The sequence below is a fragment of the Pseudonocardia sp. 73-21 genome (genome assembly GCF_001899645.1).
GTDB lineage: Bacteria > Actinomycetota > Actinomycetes > Mycobacteriales > Pseudonocardiaceae > Pseudonocardia.
This window is the reverse complement of record NZ_MKVV01000038.1, coordinates 85,546-99,093: the sequence shown is the minus strand read 5'-3', so window position 1 is coordinate 99,093 and position 13,548 is coordinate 85,546. Positions and strand designations below refer to the sequence as shown.

The 13,548-nt window shown below is 72.6% G+C and carries 11 protein-coding genes; 8 read left to right on the top strand and 3 right to left on the bottom strand.

Annotation, left to right across the window (positions count from 1 at the left end):
- Window positions 1–146 precede the first annotated feature (146 nt).
- The 4 genes from BGP03_RS11190 to BGP03_RS11175 all read left to right on the top strand — a co-directional run bounded on the left by BGP03_RS11190 (window position 147) and on the right by BGP03_RS11175 (window position 6,559).
- Window positions 147–1,922 (top strand): ABC transporter ATP-binding protein, encoded by a 1,776-nt coding sequence (locus BGP03_RS11190; RefSeq protein WP_298798745.1) that lies wholly within the window; start codon window positions 147–149, stop codon window positions 1,920–1,922.
- Entirely contained in the window at window positions 1,919–2,854 is a 936-nt protein-coding gene (locus BGP03_RS11185; protein ID WP_296371206.1) for a serine/threonine-protein kinase, read from the top strand. Before BGP03_RS11190 ends, BGP03_RS11185 begins: the two co-directional genes overlap by 4 nt.
- Before the next feature lie 155 nt (window positions 2,855–3,009).
- On the top strand, window positions 3,010–5,538 hold the full coding sequence (locus BGP03_RS11180; protein ID WP_298798747.1) for a DNA translocase FtsK: 2,529 nt from the start codon (window positions 3,010–3,012) through the stop codon (window positions 5,536–5,538).
- Between the two features lie 145 nt (window positions 5,539–5,683).
- Complete coding sequence (locus BGP03_RS11175) at window positions 5,684–6,559, top strand: YceI family protein (protein ID WP_296371202.1); 876 nt, start codon at window positions 5,684–5,686, stop codon at window positions 6,557–6,559.
- 548 nt (window positions 6,560–7,107) lie between these two features.
- Here BGP03_RS11175 and BGP03_RS11170 read toward each other — a convergent pair.
- Window positions 7,108–7,914: a helix-turn-helix domain-containing protein gene (locus BGP03_RS11170; protein ID WP_296371201.1), complete on the bottom strand. Its 807-nt coding sequence runs from the start codon at window positions 7,912–7,914 to the stop codon at window positions 7,108–7,110.
- A gap of 91 nt (window positions 7,915–8,005) precedes the next feature.
- Window positions 8,006–8,503 carry an amino-acid N-acetyltransferase gene (locus BGP03_RS11165; RefSeq protein WP_296371199.1) on the bottom strand — a complete coding sequence of 166 codons (498 nt, stop codon included), beginning with the start codon at window positions 8,501–8,503 and terminating at the stop codon, window positions 8,006–8,008.
- Between the two features lie 42 nt (window positions 8,504–8,545).
- On the opposite strand from BGP03_RS11165, the gene rimO reads away from it, so the two are divergent.
- The 4 genes from rimO (at window position 8,546) to BGP03_RS11145 (ending at window position 12,223) form a co-directional block, all read left to right on the top strand.
- A complete protein-coding gene (gene rimO, locus BGP03_RS11160; protein WP_296371197.1) occupies window positions 8,546–10,024 on the top strand; it encodes a 30S ribosomal protein S12 methylthiotransferase RimO in 1,479 nt (492 codons plus the stop codon).
- Window positions 10,021–10,617: a CDP-diacylglycerol--glycerol-3-phosphate 3-phosphatidyltransferase gene (gene pgsA, locus BGP03_RS11155; protein WP_296371195.1), complete on the top strand. Its 597-nt coding sequence runs from the start codon at window positions 10,021–10,023 to the stop codon at window positions 10,615–10,617. Before rimO ends, pgsA begins: the two co-directional genes overlap by 4 nt.
- A 120-nt stretch (window positions 10,618–10,737) precedes the next feature.
- Complete coding sequence (locus BGP03_RS11150; RefSeq protein WP_296371192.1) at window positions 10,738–11,160, top strand: helix-turn-helix transcriptional regulator; 423 nt, start codon at window positions 10,738–10,740, stop codon at window positions 11,158–11,160.
- A gap of 250 nt (window positions 11,161–11,410) precedes the next feature.
- Window positions 11,411–12,223: a PspA/IM30 family protein gene (locus BGP03_RS11145; protein ID WP_296371190.1), complete on the top strand. Its 813-nt coding sequence runs from the start codon at window positions 11,411–11,413 to the stop codon at window positions 12,221–12,223.
- Window positions 12,224–12,317: 94 nt separating this feature from the next.
- Here the strand turns inward: BGP03_RS11145 and BGP03_RS11140 are convergent, their stop codons facing one another.
- Window positions 12,318–13,142, bottom strand: a complete 825-nt coding sequence (locus BGP03_RS11140) for a DNA-formamidopyrimidine glycosylase family protein (RefSeq protein WP_298798751.1) — start codon at window positions 13,140–13,142, stop codon at window positions 12,318–12,320.
- Between the last annotated feature and the right edge of the window lie 406 nt (window positions 13,143–13,548).

Genomic DNA, 13,548 nt, shown 5'->3' with positions numbered 1-13,548 from the left:
GGATGGGTACTGATCGGAGGGCTGCGTCCAGGCCCGCGCCGGGCGGTGGCACCGAGACCGGTGGACTGCTGGGCGAGACGCCTGCTGCCGGTCTCGTGCAGATCTTCCGTCGGTTCTGGCCGGGCGTCCGCCCTTACCGGCGACGGTTGTGGGTCACCGTGGCGCTGGTGGCGGTCGGCCCGGCCCTCGACACGGCCGGAATCTGGATGTTCAAGATTCTCATCGACGACGTGCTGACCCCGCAGCACTTCGGTCTCTTCCCGCTCGTGGCGGGGGTGTACGTCGCGCTGACGTTGGTGGCGGGGGTGGTGTCCTTCACCGACGACTACCTCTCCACGTGGGTGTCGGAGCGGTTCCTGCTGGACCTGCGTACGCGGCTGTTCGCCCACGTCCAACGGCTGTCGGTCGGGTTCTTCGAGCGCCATCCCCTCGGGGACGTGCTGTCCCGGCTGACCGGCGACATCGCGACGATCGAGCAGACCGTGATCTCGGGTCTGGTGAGCGCGCTTTCCTACGCGTTCACGATCATGCTGTACGGGGCCGCGCTGTTCTACCTGAACTGGCAGCTGGCCCTGGCCTCGCTGGTCGCTGCGCCGCTGTTCTGGCTCGCCGCCCGTTCGTTCTCGGCCCGGATCAAGACCGCGTCGCGGGAGAAGCGCCGCCGCACCGGCGCGATCACGGCCGCCGCCGAGGAGTCCTTCGCCAACGCGGCACTCGTGCAGGTCTACGACCGCGAGGCGAGCGAGACCGACCGGTTCCACCGGGAGAACCTCGGTTCCTTCCGGGCGCAGATGGACGCCACCCGGCTGCGGGCCCTGTTCAGCCCGTTGATCGACCTGCTGGAGGCGGGCGGGGCCATGCTCGTTCTGGCCCTCGGGATGTGGGAGCTGGCCCAGAACCGCATCACGCTCGGCGGGCTGCTGGTGTTCGTCGTGTACCTGACCCAGCTCTACAGCCCGATCCGGGGGTTCGCCCGGCTCTCCAACTCCGTGTACGCGGCCACCGCCAGCGCCGAACGCATCATGGAGCTGCAGGACCTGCAGCCGCTCGTCCGGGAGCCCGCCGCACCACGTCCCCTGGGCCGTGCCCGTGGCGTCGTGCGCGTCGAGGGCCTGAGCTTCACCTACCCGGGAACCACACAGGCGACCCTGCAGGACATCGAGCTCACCGTCGCCGAAGGGCAGCGGGTCGCGGTGGTCGGGGCCAGCGGCGCCGGCAAGTCCACGCTGGTGAAGCTGATGCTGCGGCTCTACGACCCCGACGCCGGTCGCGTCCTGCTCGACGGCTGCGACCTGCGCGAGCTGGCGCTGGCCGACCTGCGCCGCAACATGGCGGTGGTGCTGCAGGAGACCCTCGTGTTCGACGGCACCATCCGCGACAACATCCTGTGGGGCAAGCCGGACGCCAACGAGGCCGAGATGCTGCGTGCCTCCGTGGCCGCCGATGCCGACGCCTTCGTGCGCATGCTCCCCGACGGCTACGCCACCCGGGTCGGGCAACGCGGGCGCATGCTCTCGGGAGGTCAGCGCCAACGCGTCGCGATCGCCCGGGCGATGATCCGTGACGCACCGGTGCTGCTGCTCGACGAGCCCACGACCGGGCTGGACGCGGAGTCCGCCGATCGGATCCTCACGCCACTGCGGCGGCTGATGGCCGGGCGCACGACCGTCGTGATCTCCCACAACCTGCTCACCGTGATCGACGCCGACCGGATCCTCTATCTGGAACACGGCCGGATCACCGGTTCCGGCACGCACCAGGAGCTCCTCGTGACCCACCCCGGGTACGCCCACCTGCACCGGCTCCACCGCCAGGGTCCGCCCGCCGCCGAGCCGGTCGTCTCCGGCCCGTCGCGGCCCAGCCCCGTCCGCCGCGTCCCCCTCCCTTCCGCCTCCAGCGACGGTGCCCGGAGCCGATCATGACCAGCGCTCTGCAGCCTCCTCCGGACGTGGCGCTGCCCGATCTCGCCCTGCTGGGGATGCCCGAGACCGATCCCGACGGGCCTGCAGTGCTCGGCCACGGGGACCGGATCGCCCCCGGCTACCGGGTGCTCGAGCACCTCAACCGGGGCAACGACTACGACACCTACGACGCCTGGAGCGACGCCCGCTTCGCCCGGTGCCTGGTAAAGACCCTCCGGCCCGACGCCGTCGACGACCGTTCCGCGCGGCGGCACCTGCTCCTCGAGGGCCGGCTGCTGACCACATTGACCCATCCCCACCTCGTGCGCGGGTACGAGCTGATCCGGCCGCCGCGTCCGCAGCCGCCCGTCCTCGTGCTCGAGACGCTCGCCGGCGCCACCCTCGGCCACGTGCTCGACGACATGGGTCAACGGCTGCCGCTCGGCGCGCTCGGGCACCTCGGCCGGCACCTCTGCTCGGTGGTGCGCTACCTGCACGGGTACGGCTACCTGCACATGGACATCAAGCCCGGCAACATCATCAGCAACGGGGGCCGGGCGCAGCTGATCGACCTGAGCCTCGCCCGTCCTCCCGGCCCGAGCTCCGCGGGCAACGGGACACCGGCGTACATGTCCCCGGAACAGGCCCGCGGTGGCGACCTGGGCCCACCCGTGGACGTGTGGGGCGTCGGCCTCGTCCTCTACGAAGCGGCCACCCTCCATCAGCCGTTCGCCCGGGGCCCGCACTCGCGGGCCGTCAGCGGCTCGTGCACCCGTCCAGCCGACCGGCCGGGGGAGCGCTACCCGCAGCTCGTCCGTCGGGCGCCGCGGGTCCGGGCCAGACGGCGGCTCCCCCGGCCGGTCGCCGAGGTGATCGACGCCTGCCTGTCGGGCGCAGCCGGGGACAGGCCCACGCTCGCGGAGCTGGACCGCGTTCTGGGCACCGTGACCTGAGGCCGCTCCACCGGGAAGCGTGCCCGCTCCCGGCCCGCCCCGGTCCCGGCTCATGATCACCCGTCACCGAAACGGTGATCCTTGGCTCAGGAGGGTGACGGAGCCGGGGTGCGTCGGTCACCGGATCATGCCGCCGTGCCCGATACCGTGGGCCCATGGCTGGACGGACGACCGCAAGCGGCGGTAGCAGGAGCACCGCGGCGCGGGCGACCTCGCGGGGCTCGGGAGCGCGCAAGCCCGCGGCCCGCGGGCAGTCCAACGGCAGGCGGCCCGCGCCGCGCAAGCCCCCGCCCCGCAAGGGTCCGGACCTGATCGACCGCGGGATCGACGGCGTCGGGCGCGGTGTTGCCAGGCTCGGCCGTTCCGCCGGTCGCGCCATGGGACGCACCCGCGAGCTCGACCCCGCCCACCGCCGCGACGGCATCGGCGTCGCCCTGCTCGTGTTCGCCGTCGTCGGTGCCGCGGGGATCTGGTGGGGCGCCGGCGGACCCGTCGGCCGTGCGCTGTCCACCGCCGTCGGGTTCGTCGTCGGGCTGGGGTCGGGCGTGCTGCCCGTCCTGCTGGCGATCGCCGGGGTGGTCATGCTGGCCACCGCGCCCAACCCGGAGTCCCGGCCGCGTGTCACCGTGGGCACCCTTCTGCTCGCCCTCGGCGTGCTGGGGCTCGTGCACCTGATCGCCGGCCGTCCCGACCAGCCGTCGCGCTGGGCCGAGGGCGGGGGAGCGATCGGCTACGTCGCCGCCACCCCGCTCGCCACCGGGCTGACGGCGTGGGTCGCCGCGCCGGTGCTCGTGCTGCTGTCGGGCTACGCGTTCCTGGTGCTCACCGCCACGCCGTTCCGCGAGGTGCCGAACCGGGTGCGGCGGCTGCTCGGGCGCGCCGTCGAGGACGAGCCGGCGGAGGCCGTCGTCGAGGAGCCCACCCCCGAGGAGCCGGCCGCCCCGCGTCGCCCGGCCCGCCGCCGCCAGGCCTCGCGCGTCGCGGACGTCTACAAGGAGGAGGAGCCCCTCCCGCCGGAGCCCGACCCGGAACCCGAGCCCGTCGAGGAGTACGTGCCGGTGCCGCCGCGGGCGCGCAAGCCCCCGGCGAGCATCCCGGCCACCCCGCCGGCCGAGGAGCCGGAGGCCTCGTCCGAGTCCCACCCACCCGAGGTCGGCGAGCAGCTGCGGCTGGTCGTGCAGAGCCGCGAGGGCGAGCCGCCCTACCTGCTCCCGCCCAGCGACCTGCTGCCCACCGGCCCCGTGCCCAAGACCCGCAGCGCCGCCAACGACGCCATGATCGAGCGCATCACCGCGGTGCTCGACCAGTTCTCCGTGGACGCGCAGGTCACCGGCTTCACCCGGGGCCCGACCGTCACGCGCTACGAGATCGAGCTCGGCCCGGCCGTCAAGGTCGAGAAGATCACGCAGCTCACCAAGAACATCTCCTACGCCGTGGCCACCGACAACGTGCGGATCCTGGCGCCCATCCCGGGCAAGTCGGCCGTCGGCATCGAGGTGCCCAACACCGACCGCGAGATGGTGCGCCTCGGCGACGTGCTGCGCTCCGGCACCGCGCGTGCCGAGCAGCACCCGCTCGTCGTCGGGCTGGGCAAGGACATCGAGGGCCACTTCCTCACGGCCAACCTCGCGAAGATGCCCCACCTGCTCGTCGCGGGGTCCACCGGTTCCGGCAAGTCGAGCTTCGTGAACTCGATGCTGGTCTCGCTGCTGAGCCGGGCGACCCCGGACGAGGTCCGGATGATCCTGATCGACCCCAAGATGGTGGAGCTGACGCCCTACGAGGGCATCCCGCACCTGATCACGCCCATCATCACCCAGCCGAAGAAGGCGGCGTCCGCGCTGGCCTGGCTGGTGGAGGAGATGGAGCAGCGCTACCAGGACATGCAGGTCAACAAGGTCCGCCACGTCGACGAGTTCAACCGCAAGGTCCGCTCCGGCGAGATCGCGGCGCCCCTGGGCAGCGAGCGGGAGTACCGGCCCTATCCCTACATCCTGTGCATCGTCGACGAGCTGGCCGACCTGATGATGACGGCACCGCGCGACGTCGAGGACGCGGTCGTGCGCATCACGCAGAAGGCCCGCGCCGCCGGCATCCACCTCGTGCTCGCCACGCAGCGCCCGTCCGTCGACGTCGTGACGGGTCTGATCAAGACGAACGTGCCGTCGCGGCTGGCGTTCGCGACGTCGTCGCTGACGGACTCGCGCGTCATCCTCGACCAGCCCGGCGCCGAGAAGCTCATCGGCATGGGCGACGCGCTGTTCCTGCCCATGGGCGCGAGCAAGCCCGTCCGCATGCAGGGCGCGTTCGTCGGCGACGACGAGATCTCGTCGGTGGTCTCGTTCGCGAAGGACCAGGCCGAGCCGACCTACTTCGACGGCGTCACGGCCCAGAAGGCGGAGAAGAAGGAGGTCGACGCCGACATCGGCGACGACCTCGACCTGCTCCTGCAGGCCACCGAGCTCATCGTCACCTCGCAGTTCGGGTCGACGTCGATGCTCCAGCGCAAGCTGCGCGTCGGGTTCGCGAAGGCCGGCCGGCTGATGGACCTGTGCGAGTCGCGCGGCGTCGTCGGGCCGTCGGAGGGGTCGAAGGCCCGCGACGTGCTCATCAAGCCCGACGAGCTCGAGAGCGTGCTGTGGCTCATGCGCGGCGGGGGCGGGGAGTCCGACGAGGACGAGTGAACCGACGCCACGGAGAGTGGCGATCATCACACCTTGTTCGGCATTACTCGCGCCCGAGGAGCGCAACCGTCACGGGCCGTGTCAGAGTTGACGGGCCGCGCGGCCGATCGGGGAACGCGCGGCTCGACGTCGAAGGAGTTCCAGGATGTTCTGGAGCAAGCGCCGCAAGAACGCCGGACAGGTCAGTGGTGGGCGCCAGGCGCTCATGCCGATCCCTCTGACAGGCGGCCTGCTCAGCGGCGAGGTCCGTGACGACGAGGGCAAGCCTCTTCCCGGCGCCGAGGTCTCGATCTTCGACCGGTCCAGCAAGCGCGTCGCCCGCTCCGACACCGACGCGTACGGCTTCTTCGCCGCCGCCGTCGTGCCCGGCAGCTACCGCATCCAGGCGGAGGCCGGTGGCTACCAGAGCCTCTACGAGCGCACCGACGTCGAGTGGGGCACCCACCGCCCGCTCGGCCAGCTCACGCTCATCCCCGACGACACGCTCGCCGTGCCCACACCCGGAATCTACGAGATCGACCCCGACCACTCGTCGGTCCGCTTCGTGGCCCGGCACATCGCGATGTCGAAGGTCTACGGGCAGTTCCAGGAGTTCAGCGGCCAGATCCGCATCGACGAGCACTTCGAGGACTCGCAGATCGAGGTGCTCATCGAGGCCGCGAGCGTGTTCACCAACGTCGAGGCCCGCGACACCCACCTGCGCTCGCCCGACTTCCTCGACGTCGAGCGCTACCCGCGGCTGCACTTCACCAGCCACCGCTTCTCCCGCCCCGGCGGCAACCGCTGGCTCATCGACGGCGAGCTGACGCTGCACGGCATGACCAGCGACGTCCAGCTCGACACCACCTACCTGGGCATGCAGGAGTGGAACGGCATCCGCGCCGGCGCCGTGGCCACCACGGAGCTGCACCGCGAGCACTTCACCGTCAACTGGCAGCAGATGCTGGCCCGCGGCGTGCCGGTGGTGGGCTCCACGATCCAGATCACCCTCGACGTGCAGGGCATCCTGCAGCAGCAGTAGGCCCACCCGCCCCACCCCGCGAGTCGGGCTCTCGCTGCGCGCGAGTCGGGCGCTGGGTGCGCTCACCCGTACCAGGTGCCGACGCTCCAGACGTTGCCCTGGGGGTCGCGGACGACGGTCGCCCCCGCGGCGGCGGCCCGGCCGTAGAGCTCGTCGGGTGCGGTGACGACGACGTGCAAGAGACGCGCCGCCGCGCGGCTGCCCGCACGGGTCGTCGGGGAGGTGAGGGCTGAACATCACCCCGCCGGCCACGGTGCCGTCCGGCCCGGGCCAGGTCAGTTCGGCGTGCTCGATGGGGTCGCCGTGGACCGCCCGCTCGGTGAACCCGAACGCGTCCACGGGGAAGCGCAGCCGGAACCCCCACCCGCGCGAGTACGCCGTCTCACCCGGCGAGTTCGCGATCTGCGGACCGAGTGGTCCGATCGGTCGGGATGTCGGAGCCGAGACCGTCGGGCCTGCCGGCGAGCGGGCCGAGTCGCCCGGTCGATCCGCGAGCTCGCGTGGCGAGACGGCGGACTCGGCCGTGTCCGGACGGTCGATCCACGCGGTCAGGGGGTGGGGCGGTCGGCCAGCCAGGCGGTGGCCGTCTGGCCGGCGAGGTCGCGGAAGTCGCGGGAGAGGTGGGCCTGATCGACGTAGCCGCCGTCGGCCGCCACCGCGGCCAGCGACGGGCGGGCGGGGCTGCGCAGCCGGTCGCAGGCCCGTTCGAAGCGCATCACCCGGGCGGCGGCCTTCGGAGCCAGGCCCGTCTCGGCGCGGAAGTGTTCGGCGAGGTGGCGTCGGCTCCAGCCGACCTCCGCGGCGAGGTCGGCGATGCGGAGGTTGCCGCCCGTCTCCTCCAGTCTGTCCCACGCGTAGCCGACCTCGGGCCGGACGCCGCGGTCGCCGCGCCCGCGGGCCGCGAGCGCGGTGAGCTCCGCGTCGAGCACCGCGAAACGCTCCGGCCAGGTCGGGGCGCAGGCGAGCCTGTCGAGCAGGGGAGCGGCGCAGCGTCCCGGCAGGGCGTCGAGATCGACGATGTCGGCGGCGAGGTCCCCGGCGCGGGTGCCGAACAGGGCGCGGGCGCCGCGCCACGTCAGCCGCAACTGGATGCCCGTCTGGGCCTCGCCCTGCGCGATCCGGTCCGGCACGTCGTGCAGGCCCGCGACCATCGCGCCGAACCGGCCCGGCGTGTCGCCCACCATCTGGATCGCGCCGTCGAGGCAGAGCAGGAACGTCAGGTGCGGGGAGGGGACGCCGATGTGGACCCCGGGAGGCCCGGCCTCCATGCGGTATCCGGTGTAGGTGGCCACCCAGGGCCGGACCGCGGGCGCAGGCCGCTGCCAGCGCACGCCCGGCTCGGTCGCGGCGACCACGCCGGCCAGGCTACCGGCGGCCCGCCGAGGTCGTGAGCGGAAATCAGGGTGGGAACACTGTTATCCACGCACGGGCGGCGGCAGCCGCGCTCTACAGGTGCGCGAGCATCCGGACGTTGCCGAGGGTGTTGGGCTTGACGTGGGCCAGGTCGAGGAACTCCGCAACACCCGCGTCGTAGGAGCGCAGCATCGCCGCGAACACGTCCGGCTCCACCGGGGTGCCGTCGATCTCGGCGAAGCCGTGGCGGGAGAAGAACTGCTTCTCGAACGTCAGCACGAACAGCCGGCGCAGGCCCAGCTCGCGGGCGCCGGCGATCAGGGCGTCGACGATCGCGTGGCCGACCCCCTGTCCGAGCACGCGCGGGTGCACCGCCACCGTGCGGATCTCGCCCAGGTCCTCCCACAGCACGTGCAGGGCCCCGCAGCCCACCACCTGCCCGTCGAGCTCGGCGACCAGGAACTCCGGCACCGACTCGTACAGGGTGATGATCTCCTTCGCGAGCAGCACGCGGCCCGCGTAGGAGTCCACGAGGTCCTTGATCGTCGTCACGTCGGCGGTTCTGGCCCGCCGCACGGCCACCGTTGCCACGGCAGCAGCGTAGATCAGGAGCCGCCGGATACCCTGGTGCCCGTGCCACCACCCCGCCGCGTCGATGCCCGTTCCGCTGACGCTCCACGGCGGGCTGCTCTCCTCACTCTCGGCTGCGCTCGCAACGAGGTCGACTCCGAGGAGCTCGCCGGTCGGCTGACGGGCTCCGGATGGGAGCTGGTGGAGTCCGACGAGAAGCCCGACGTCATCGTCGTCAACACCTGCGGCTTCGTCGAGCAGGCCAAGAAGGACTCGATCGACACGCTGCTGGCCGCCTCCGACGTCGACGGCGCCAAGGTCGTCGCGGTCGGGTGCCTCGCCGAGCGCTACGGCAAGGAGCTGGCCGAACAGCTCCCCGAGGCCGACGCCGTGCTGGGCTTCGACGCCTACCCCGACCTCGCCGAGCGTCTCTCCGACGTGATCGGCGGGCACGCGCCCGAACCGCACGTACCGGTGGACCGCCGCACGCTGCTGCCGATCTCACCCGTGCAACGGCCGGCCGCGTCCGGTGACGTCGAGATCCCCGGCCACGCCTGGGTGCCCAACCTCGCGCGCACCCGGCTCAAGGACGGCCCCGTCGCCAACCTCAAGCTCGCCTCGGGCTGCGACCGCCGCTGCGCGTTCTGCGCCATCCCGTCGTTCCGCGGCTCGTTCGTCTCCCGGCCGCCGGACGACGTCGTGGCCGAGGCGGCGTGGCTGGGCATGGAGGGCGTCCGGGAGCTGGTGCTGGTCAGCGAGAACTCCACCTCCTACGGCAAGGACCTGCCCGGCGGCACGCGCGCGCTGGTGCGGCTGCTCCCGCGGCTGACGCACGTGCCGGGCATCGACCGCATCCGGGTGTCGTACCTGCAGCCCGCGGAGATGCGGCCCGACCTCATCGAGGTCATCGCCACCACGCCGGGCCTCGCGCCGTACTTCGACCTGTCGTTCCAGCACTCCAGCCCGTCGGTGCTGCGCCGCATGCGCCGGTTCGGCTCCACGGAGGACTTCCTCGACCTCTGCGAGCGCATCCGCGCCCTCGCCCCGGAGGCGGGCATCCGCAGCAACGTGATCGTCGGGTTCCCCGGTGAGACGCAGGACGACGTCGCGGAGCTGGAGCGGTTCCTCACCGGAGCACGGCTCGACGCCGTCGGCGTCTTCGGCTACTCCGACGAGGACGGCACCGAGGCCGAGCACCTCGACGGGAAGGTGCCCGCCGAGGAGATCGCCGCCCGCGTCGAGCGCATCACCTCGCTCGTCGAGGAGCTGATGAGCCAGCGCGCCGAGGACCGCGTCGGCACCGAGGTCACGGTGCTGGTCGAGGCCGAGGAGGACGACGACTTCGAGTGCACCGGGCGCGCCGCCCACCAGGCCCCCGAGGTCGACGGCGAGTGCGTCGTGGAGCGCGGCTCGGGCCTGAGGATCGGCGACCTGGTGCGCTGCGAGGTGGTGGGCACCGAGGGTGCTGACCTCATCGTCTCGCCGCGGGAGACGATCCCGCGCAGCACGCTCGCCGCAGCCGCAGGGCAGGCGGCGGGATGACCACGCCGCCGCCGGGGCCCCCGCCGCTGCTGAACATCGCCAACGTCCTCACGGGCCTGCGGCTGGTGCTCGTTCCGGTGTTCCTGGCGGCCCTGCTCACCGACGGCGGCACGAACACCGGCTGGCGGCTCGTGGCGTCCGGGGTGTTCGCGCTCGCGGCCATCACCGACCGCTTCGACGGCGAGCTGGCCCGCAGCCGCGGGCTCGTCACGGCGTTCGGCACCATCGCCGACCCCATCGCCGACAAGGCGCTGATGGGCGCGGCGCTGATCGGGCTGTCGATCCTGGGGCAGCTGCCGTGGTGGGTCACCATCGTGATCATGGTGCGCGAGGTGGGCATCACGCTGCTGCGGTTCTCGGTGCTGCGCCACGGCATCATCCCGGCCAGCCGGGGTGGCAAGGCGAAGACGCTGGTCCAGACCGTGGCCATCGGCCTCTACGTCCTGCCGCTGGTCGAGCTGACGGGCGGCTCCGCCGTGGTCGAGCCGGTCCGGGTCGCCGTGATGGCCGTGGCGATCGCGCTCACCGTCATCACCGGTTTCGACTACATCCTGCGGGCGGCCCGGCTGCGCTCGACGTCCACCGCCGCCTGACGCGGCCCGTGTTCGCCGTGGGCGGACGGGCCCACGCGCGCAGTCCGGCGACGCGGTGGCCGGATTCTCGGTACGGTGATCTCACCGGCGTTCCGGCCGGGAAAGCACGAGGAGGTTCGCATGGCGGTGCTGATGCGGGAGGCGATCGGCGGCACCCTGCGGCGGGCCCGTACCGCGCGCAAGCGCACTCTGCGCGACGTGTCCCGGCGGGCGCGGGTCAGCCTCGGCTACCTGTCCGAGGTCGAACGCGGTCGCAAGGAGCCCTCCAGCGAGCTGCTCGCGGCCATCTGCGAGGCACTCGACATCTCGTTGCCCGATCTGCTGACCGAGGCGGCCGACACCATCGCCGAGGCCATGGCCGCGGCCCGTCCGCGCCGTCCGGTGGGTCTGCGCCACATGGACCTGCGGCTGGCCGGCGCGCCGGATCCCCTCGCGCCGTCGCTGCCGTCGCTGCCGTCGTTGCCGCTGCTGCCCACCGGCCACCCGGTGGCGCCCCAGCCCGTCGGGGCGAAGCCCGTGGCCCCGGTCCGCGCGGCCGCGTAGCCACCGGATCGTCCGATCTCCCGACGCCCGTCGCCTGCGCGACGGGCGTCGGATGGTTTCCGGCCGGTAGCCTCGACCCCGGGGTCGCCCCGACGGCGGCCTCGGGATGATCCCCGATATCGTGCGCCCACGGTGGAAGACGGGCCGGTCGGGTGCCACGATGGCACTGGTAAAGACAGCGGAACACGTACAGGCTGGTGAAGGCGGACGGCGCTCGCGCAGCGGCGTCGCACTCGGAGGGGCGGAGCAGATGGCCAACGGATTCACGAAGGCCTGGAAGTACATGATGGCGCTGTTCTCGTCGAAGGTCGACGAGTACGCCGACCCGAAGGTGCAGATCCAGCAGGCCATCGAGGACGCACAGCGCCAGCACCAGCAGTTGTCGCAGCAGGCCGCGGCGGTGATCGGCAACCAGCGCCAGCTGGAGATGAAGCTCAACCGTCAGCTCGGTGAGATCGAGAAGCTGCAGGCCTCGGCCCGTCAGGCTCTCGTGCTGGCCGACCAGGCGCGGGCCTCGGGTGACGAGGCGAAGGCCCAGCAGTACGAGCAGTCGGCGCAGGCGTTCGCGTCGCAGCTGGTCACCTCCGAGCAGTCCGTGGAGGACATGAAGACGCTGCACGACCAGTCGATCCAGGCGGCGGCCCAGGCCCGCACGGCCGTGGAGCGCAACTCGATGATGCTCCAGCAGAAGATCGCCGACCGCACCAAGCTGCTCTCGCAGCTGGAGCAGGCGAAGATGCAGGAGCAGGCGGCCAAGTCGCTGCAGCAGATGAGCGAGCTCGCCGCGCCGGGCAACACGCCGTCGCTGGAGGAGGTCCGCGACAAGATCGAGAAGCGGTACGCCAACGCCATCGGTGCCGCCGACCTCGCCCAGAACTCGGTGCAGGGCCGAATGCTGGAGGTCCAGGCCTCCGCGGTCGACATGGCGGGCGCCACCCGCCTCGACCAGATCCGCGCCTCGATGCGCGGCACGCCCGTCGCGGGCGAGGTCACCTCGGGCGACGCCGCCCCGGCGCCGGCCACCCCGCAGATCAACACGCAGAAGCAGCCCGGCACCGCCTGAGATCCACCCTCTGCACCAAGAGCCGCCACATGATCACGTGTGGCGGTCTCCTGGGCCCTCCGCACCGTCACAGGTGACCATGTGGCGGTGGAGGTCAGCGGCGGGGAGCGCGGGGCTGTGGCGCGGGCGCCGGGCCCGGCTGGCAGCGGGGGCACCAGTAGGCGAGGCGGGCGTAGACGCCCGCGCCATGCTCGGCCACGCGGATCCGCGTGCCGCAGCGACGGCAGCGCTGCCCGCCGCGCTCGAACACCCAGTGCTGGTTGCGGCCCAGGTCGCCGGTGGTGGACTGCTCGGGCCGGTCGGCGTTGCGCAGCAGCAGCTCGCGCGAGAGCGCGATGACGCCGGCGGGGTCGGGTACGTCGCGGGTGAGCGTCCAGGGGGAGAAGCCGCGCAGGAAGCACACCTCGGTCTTGTAGAGGTTGCCCACGCCCGCCATCACCCGCTGCTCCAGCAGCACCGACCCCACCTCCGACGCCCCGCGCGCGGTGAACCGGCGCAGCGCCTCCGCCGCGTGCTCGTCCGACCATCCGGGGTCGAGCAGATCCGGCCCGAGGTGCCCGACCAGCCGGTCCTCCTGCGTGGTGGGCAGCAGCTCCATGTCGTGCAGCGCGAACCCGACGGCGACGCGCTCGGCGTTCTCCAGGATCGCGCGGGCCTCGTGCGCGGGCCGCTGCCACGACATGCCGGGCCGGTAGAGGTGCCAGCTGCCGTCCATGCGGAAGTGGCTGTGCAGGCTGCGGCCGTCGTCGAAGCGGGTGAACAGGTGCTTGCCCACTGACGCGACGTCGAGCACGGTGCGCCCGGCCAGGTCGTGCTCCACCAGCCGGGGGTGGCGCAGCTCGCCGCGCAGCAGGGTGCGGCCGGAGAGCGCGGCACGCAGGCGCTTCCCGGCGAGGTAGACGGTGTCGCCTTCGGGCATGGGGGGACCGTAGCTCTCCACCGATCGGTCGACCCGGCGTGGCGGCGCGGTCGATTCGGCCGCACCCGCGCAGCACCGTCGTTCCCATGCCCGTCATCGAGGTCGACCGCCTGCACAGGCGGTACCGCCACCACGCCGCCGTCCACGACGTCTCGTTCGCCGTCGGGGAGGGGGAGATCTTCGGCGTGCTGGGCCCCGACGGGCGGGGAAGACCACCACCGTGGAGTGCATCGAGGGGGTTGTGCTCCCCGGGCGGCGGGACGATCTCGGTCCTCGGGCTCGACCCGTGGCGCGACCGCACGGCGCTGCGCGACGTCCTGGGCATCCAGCTGCAGGCCGGGGAGCTGCCCGAACGGCTGCGGGTGGCCGAGGCCGTGCACCTCTACGCGTCCTTCTACCCCGAACC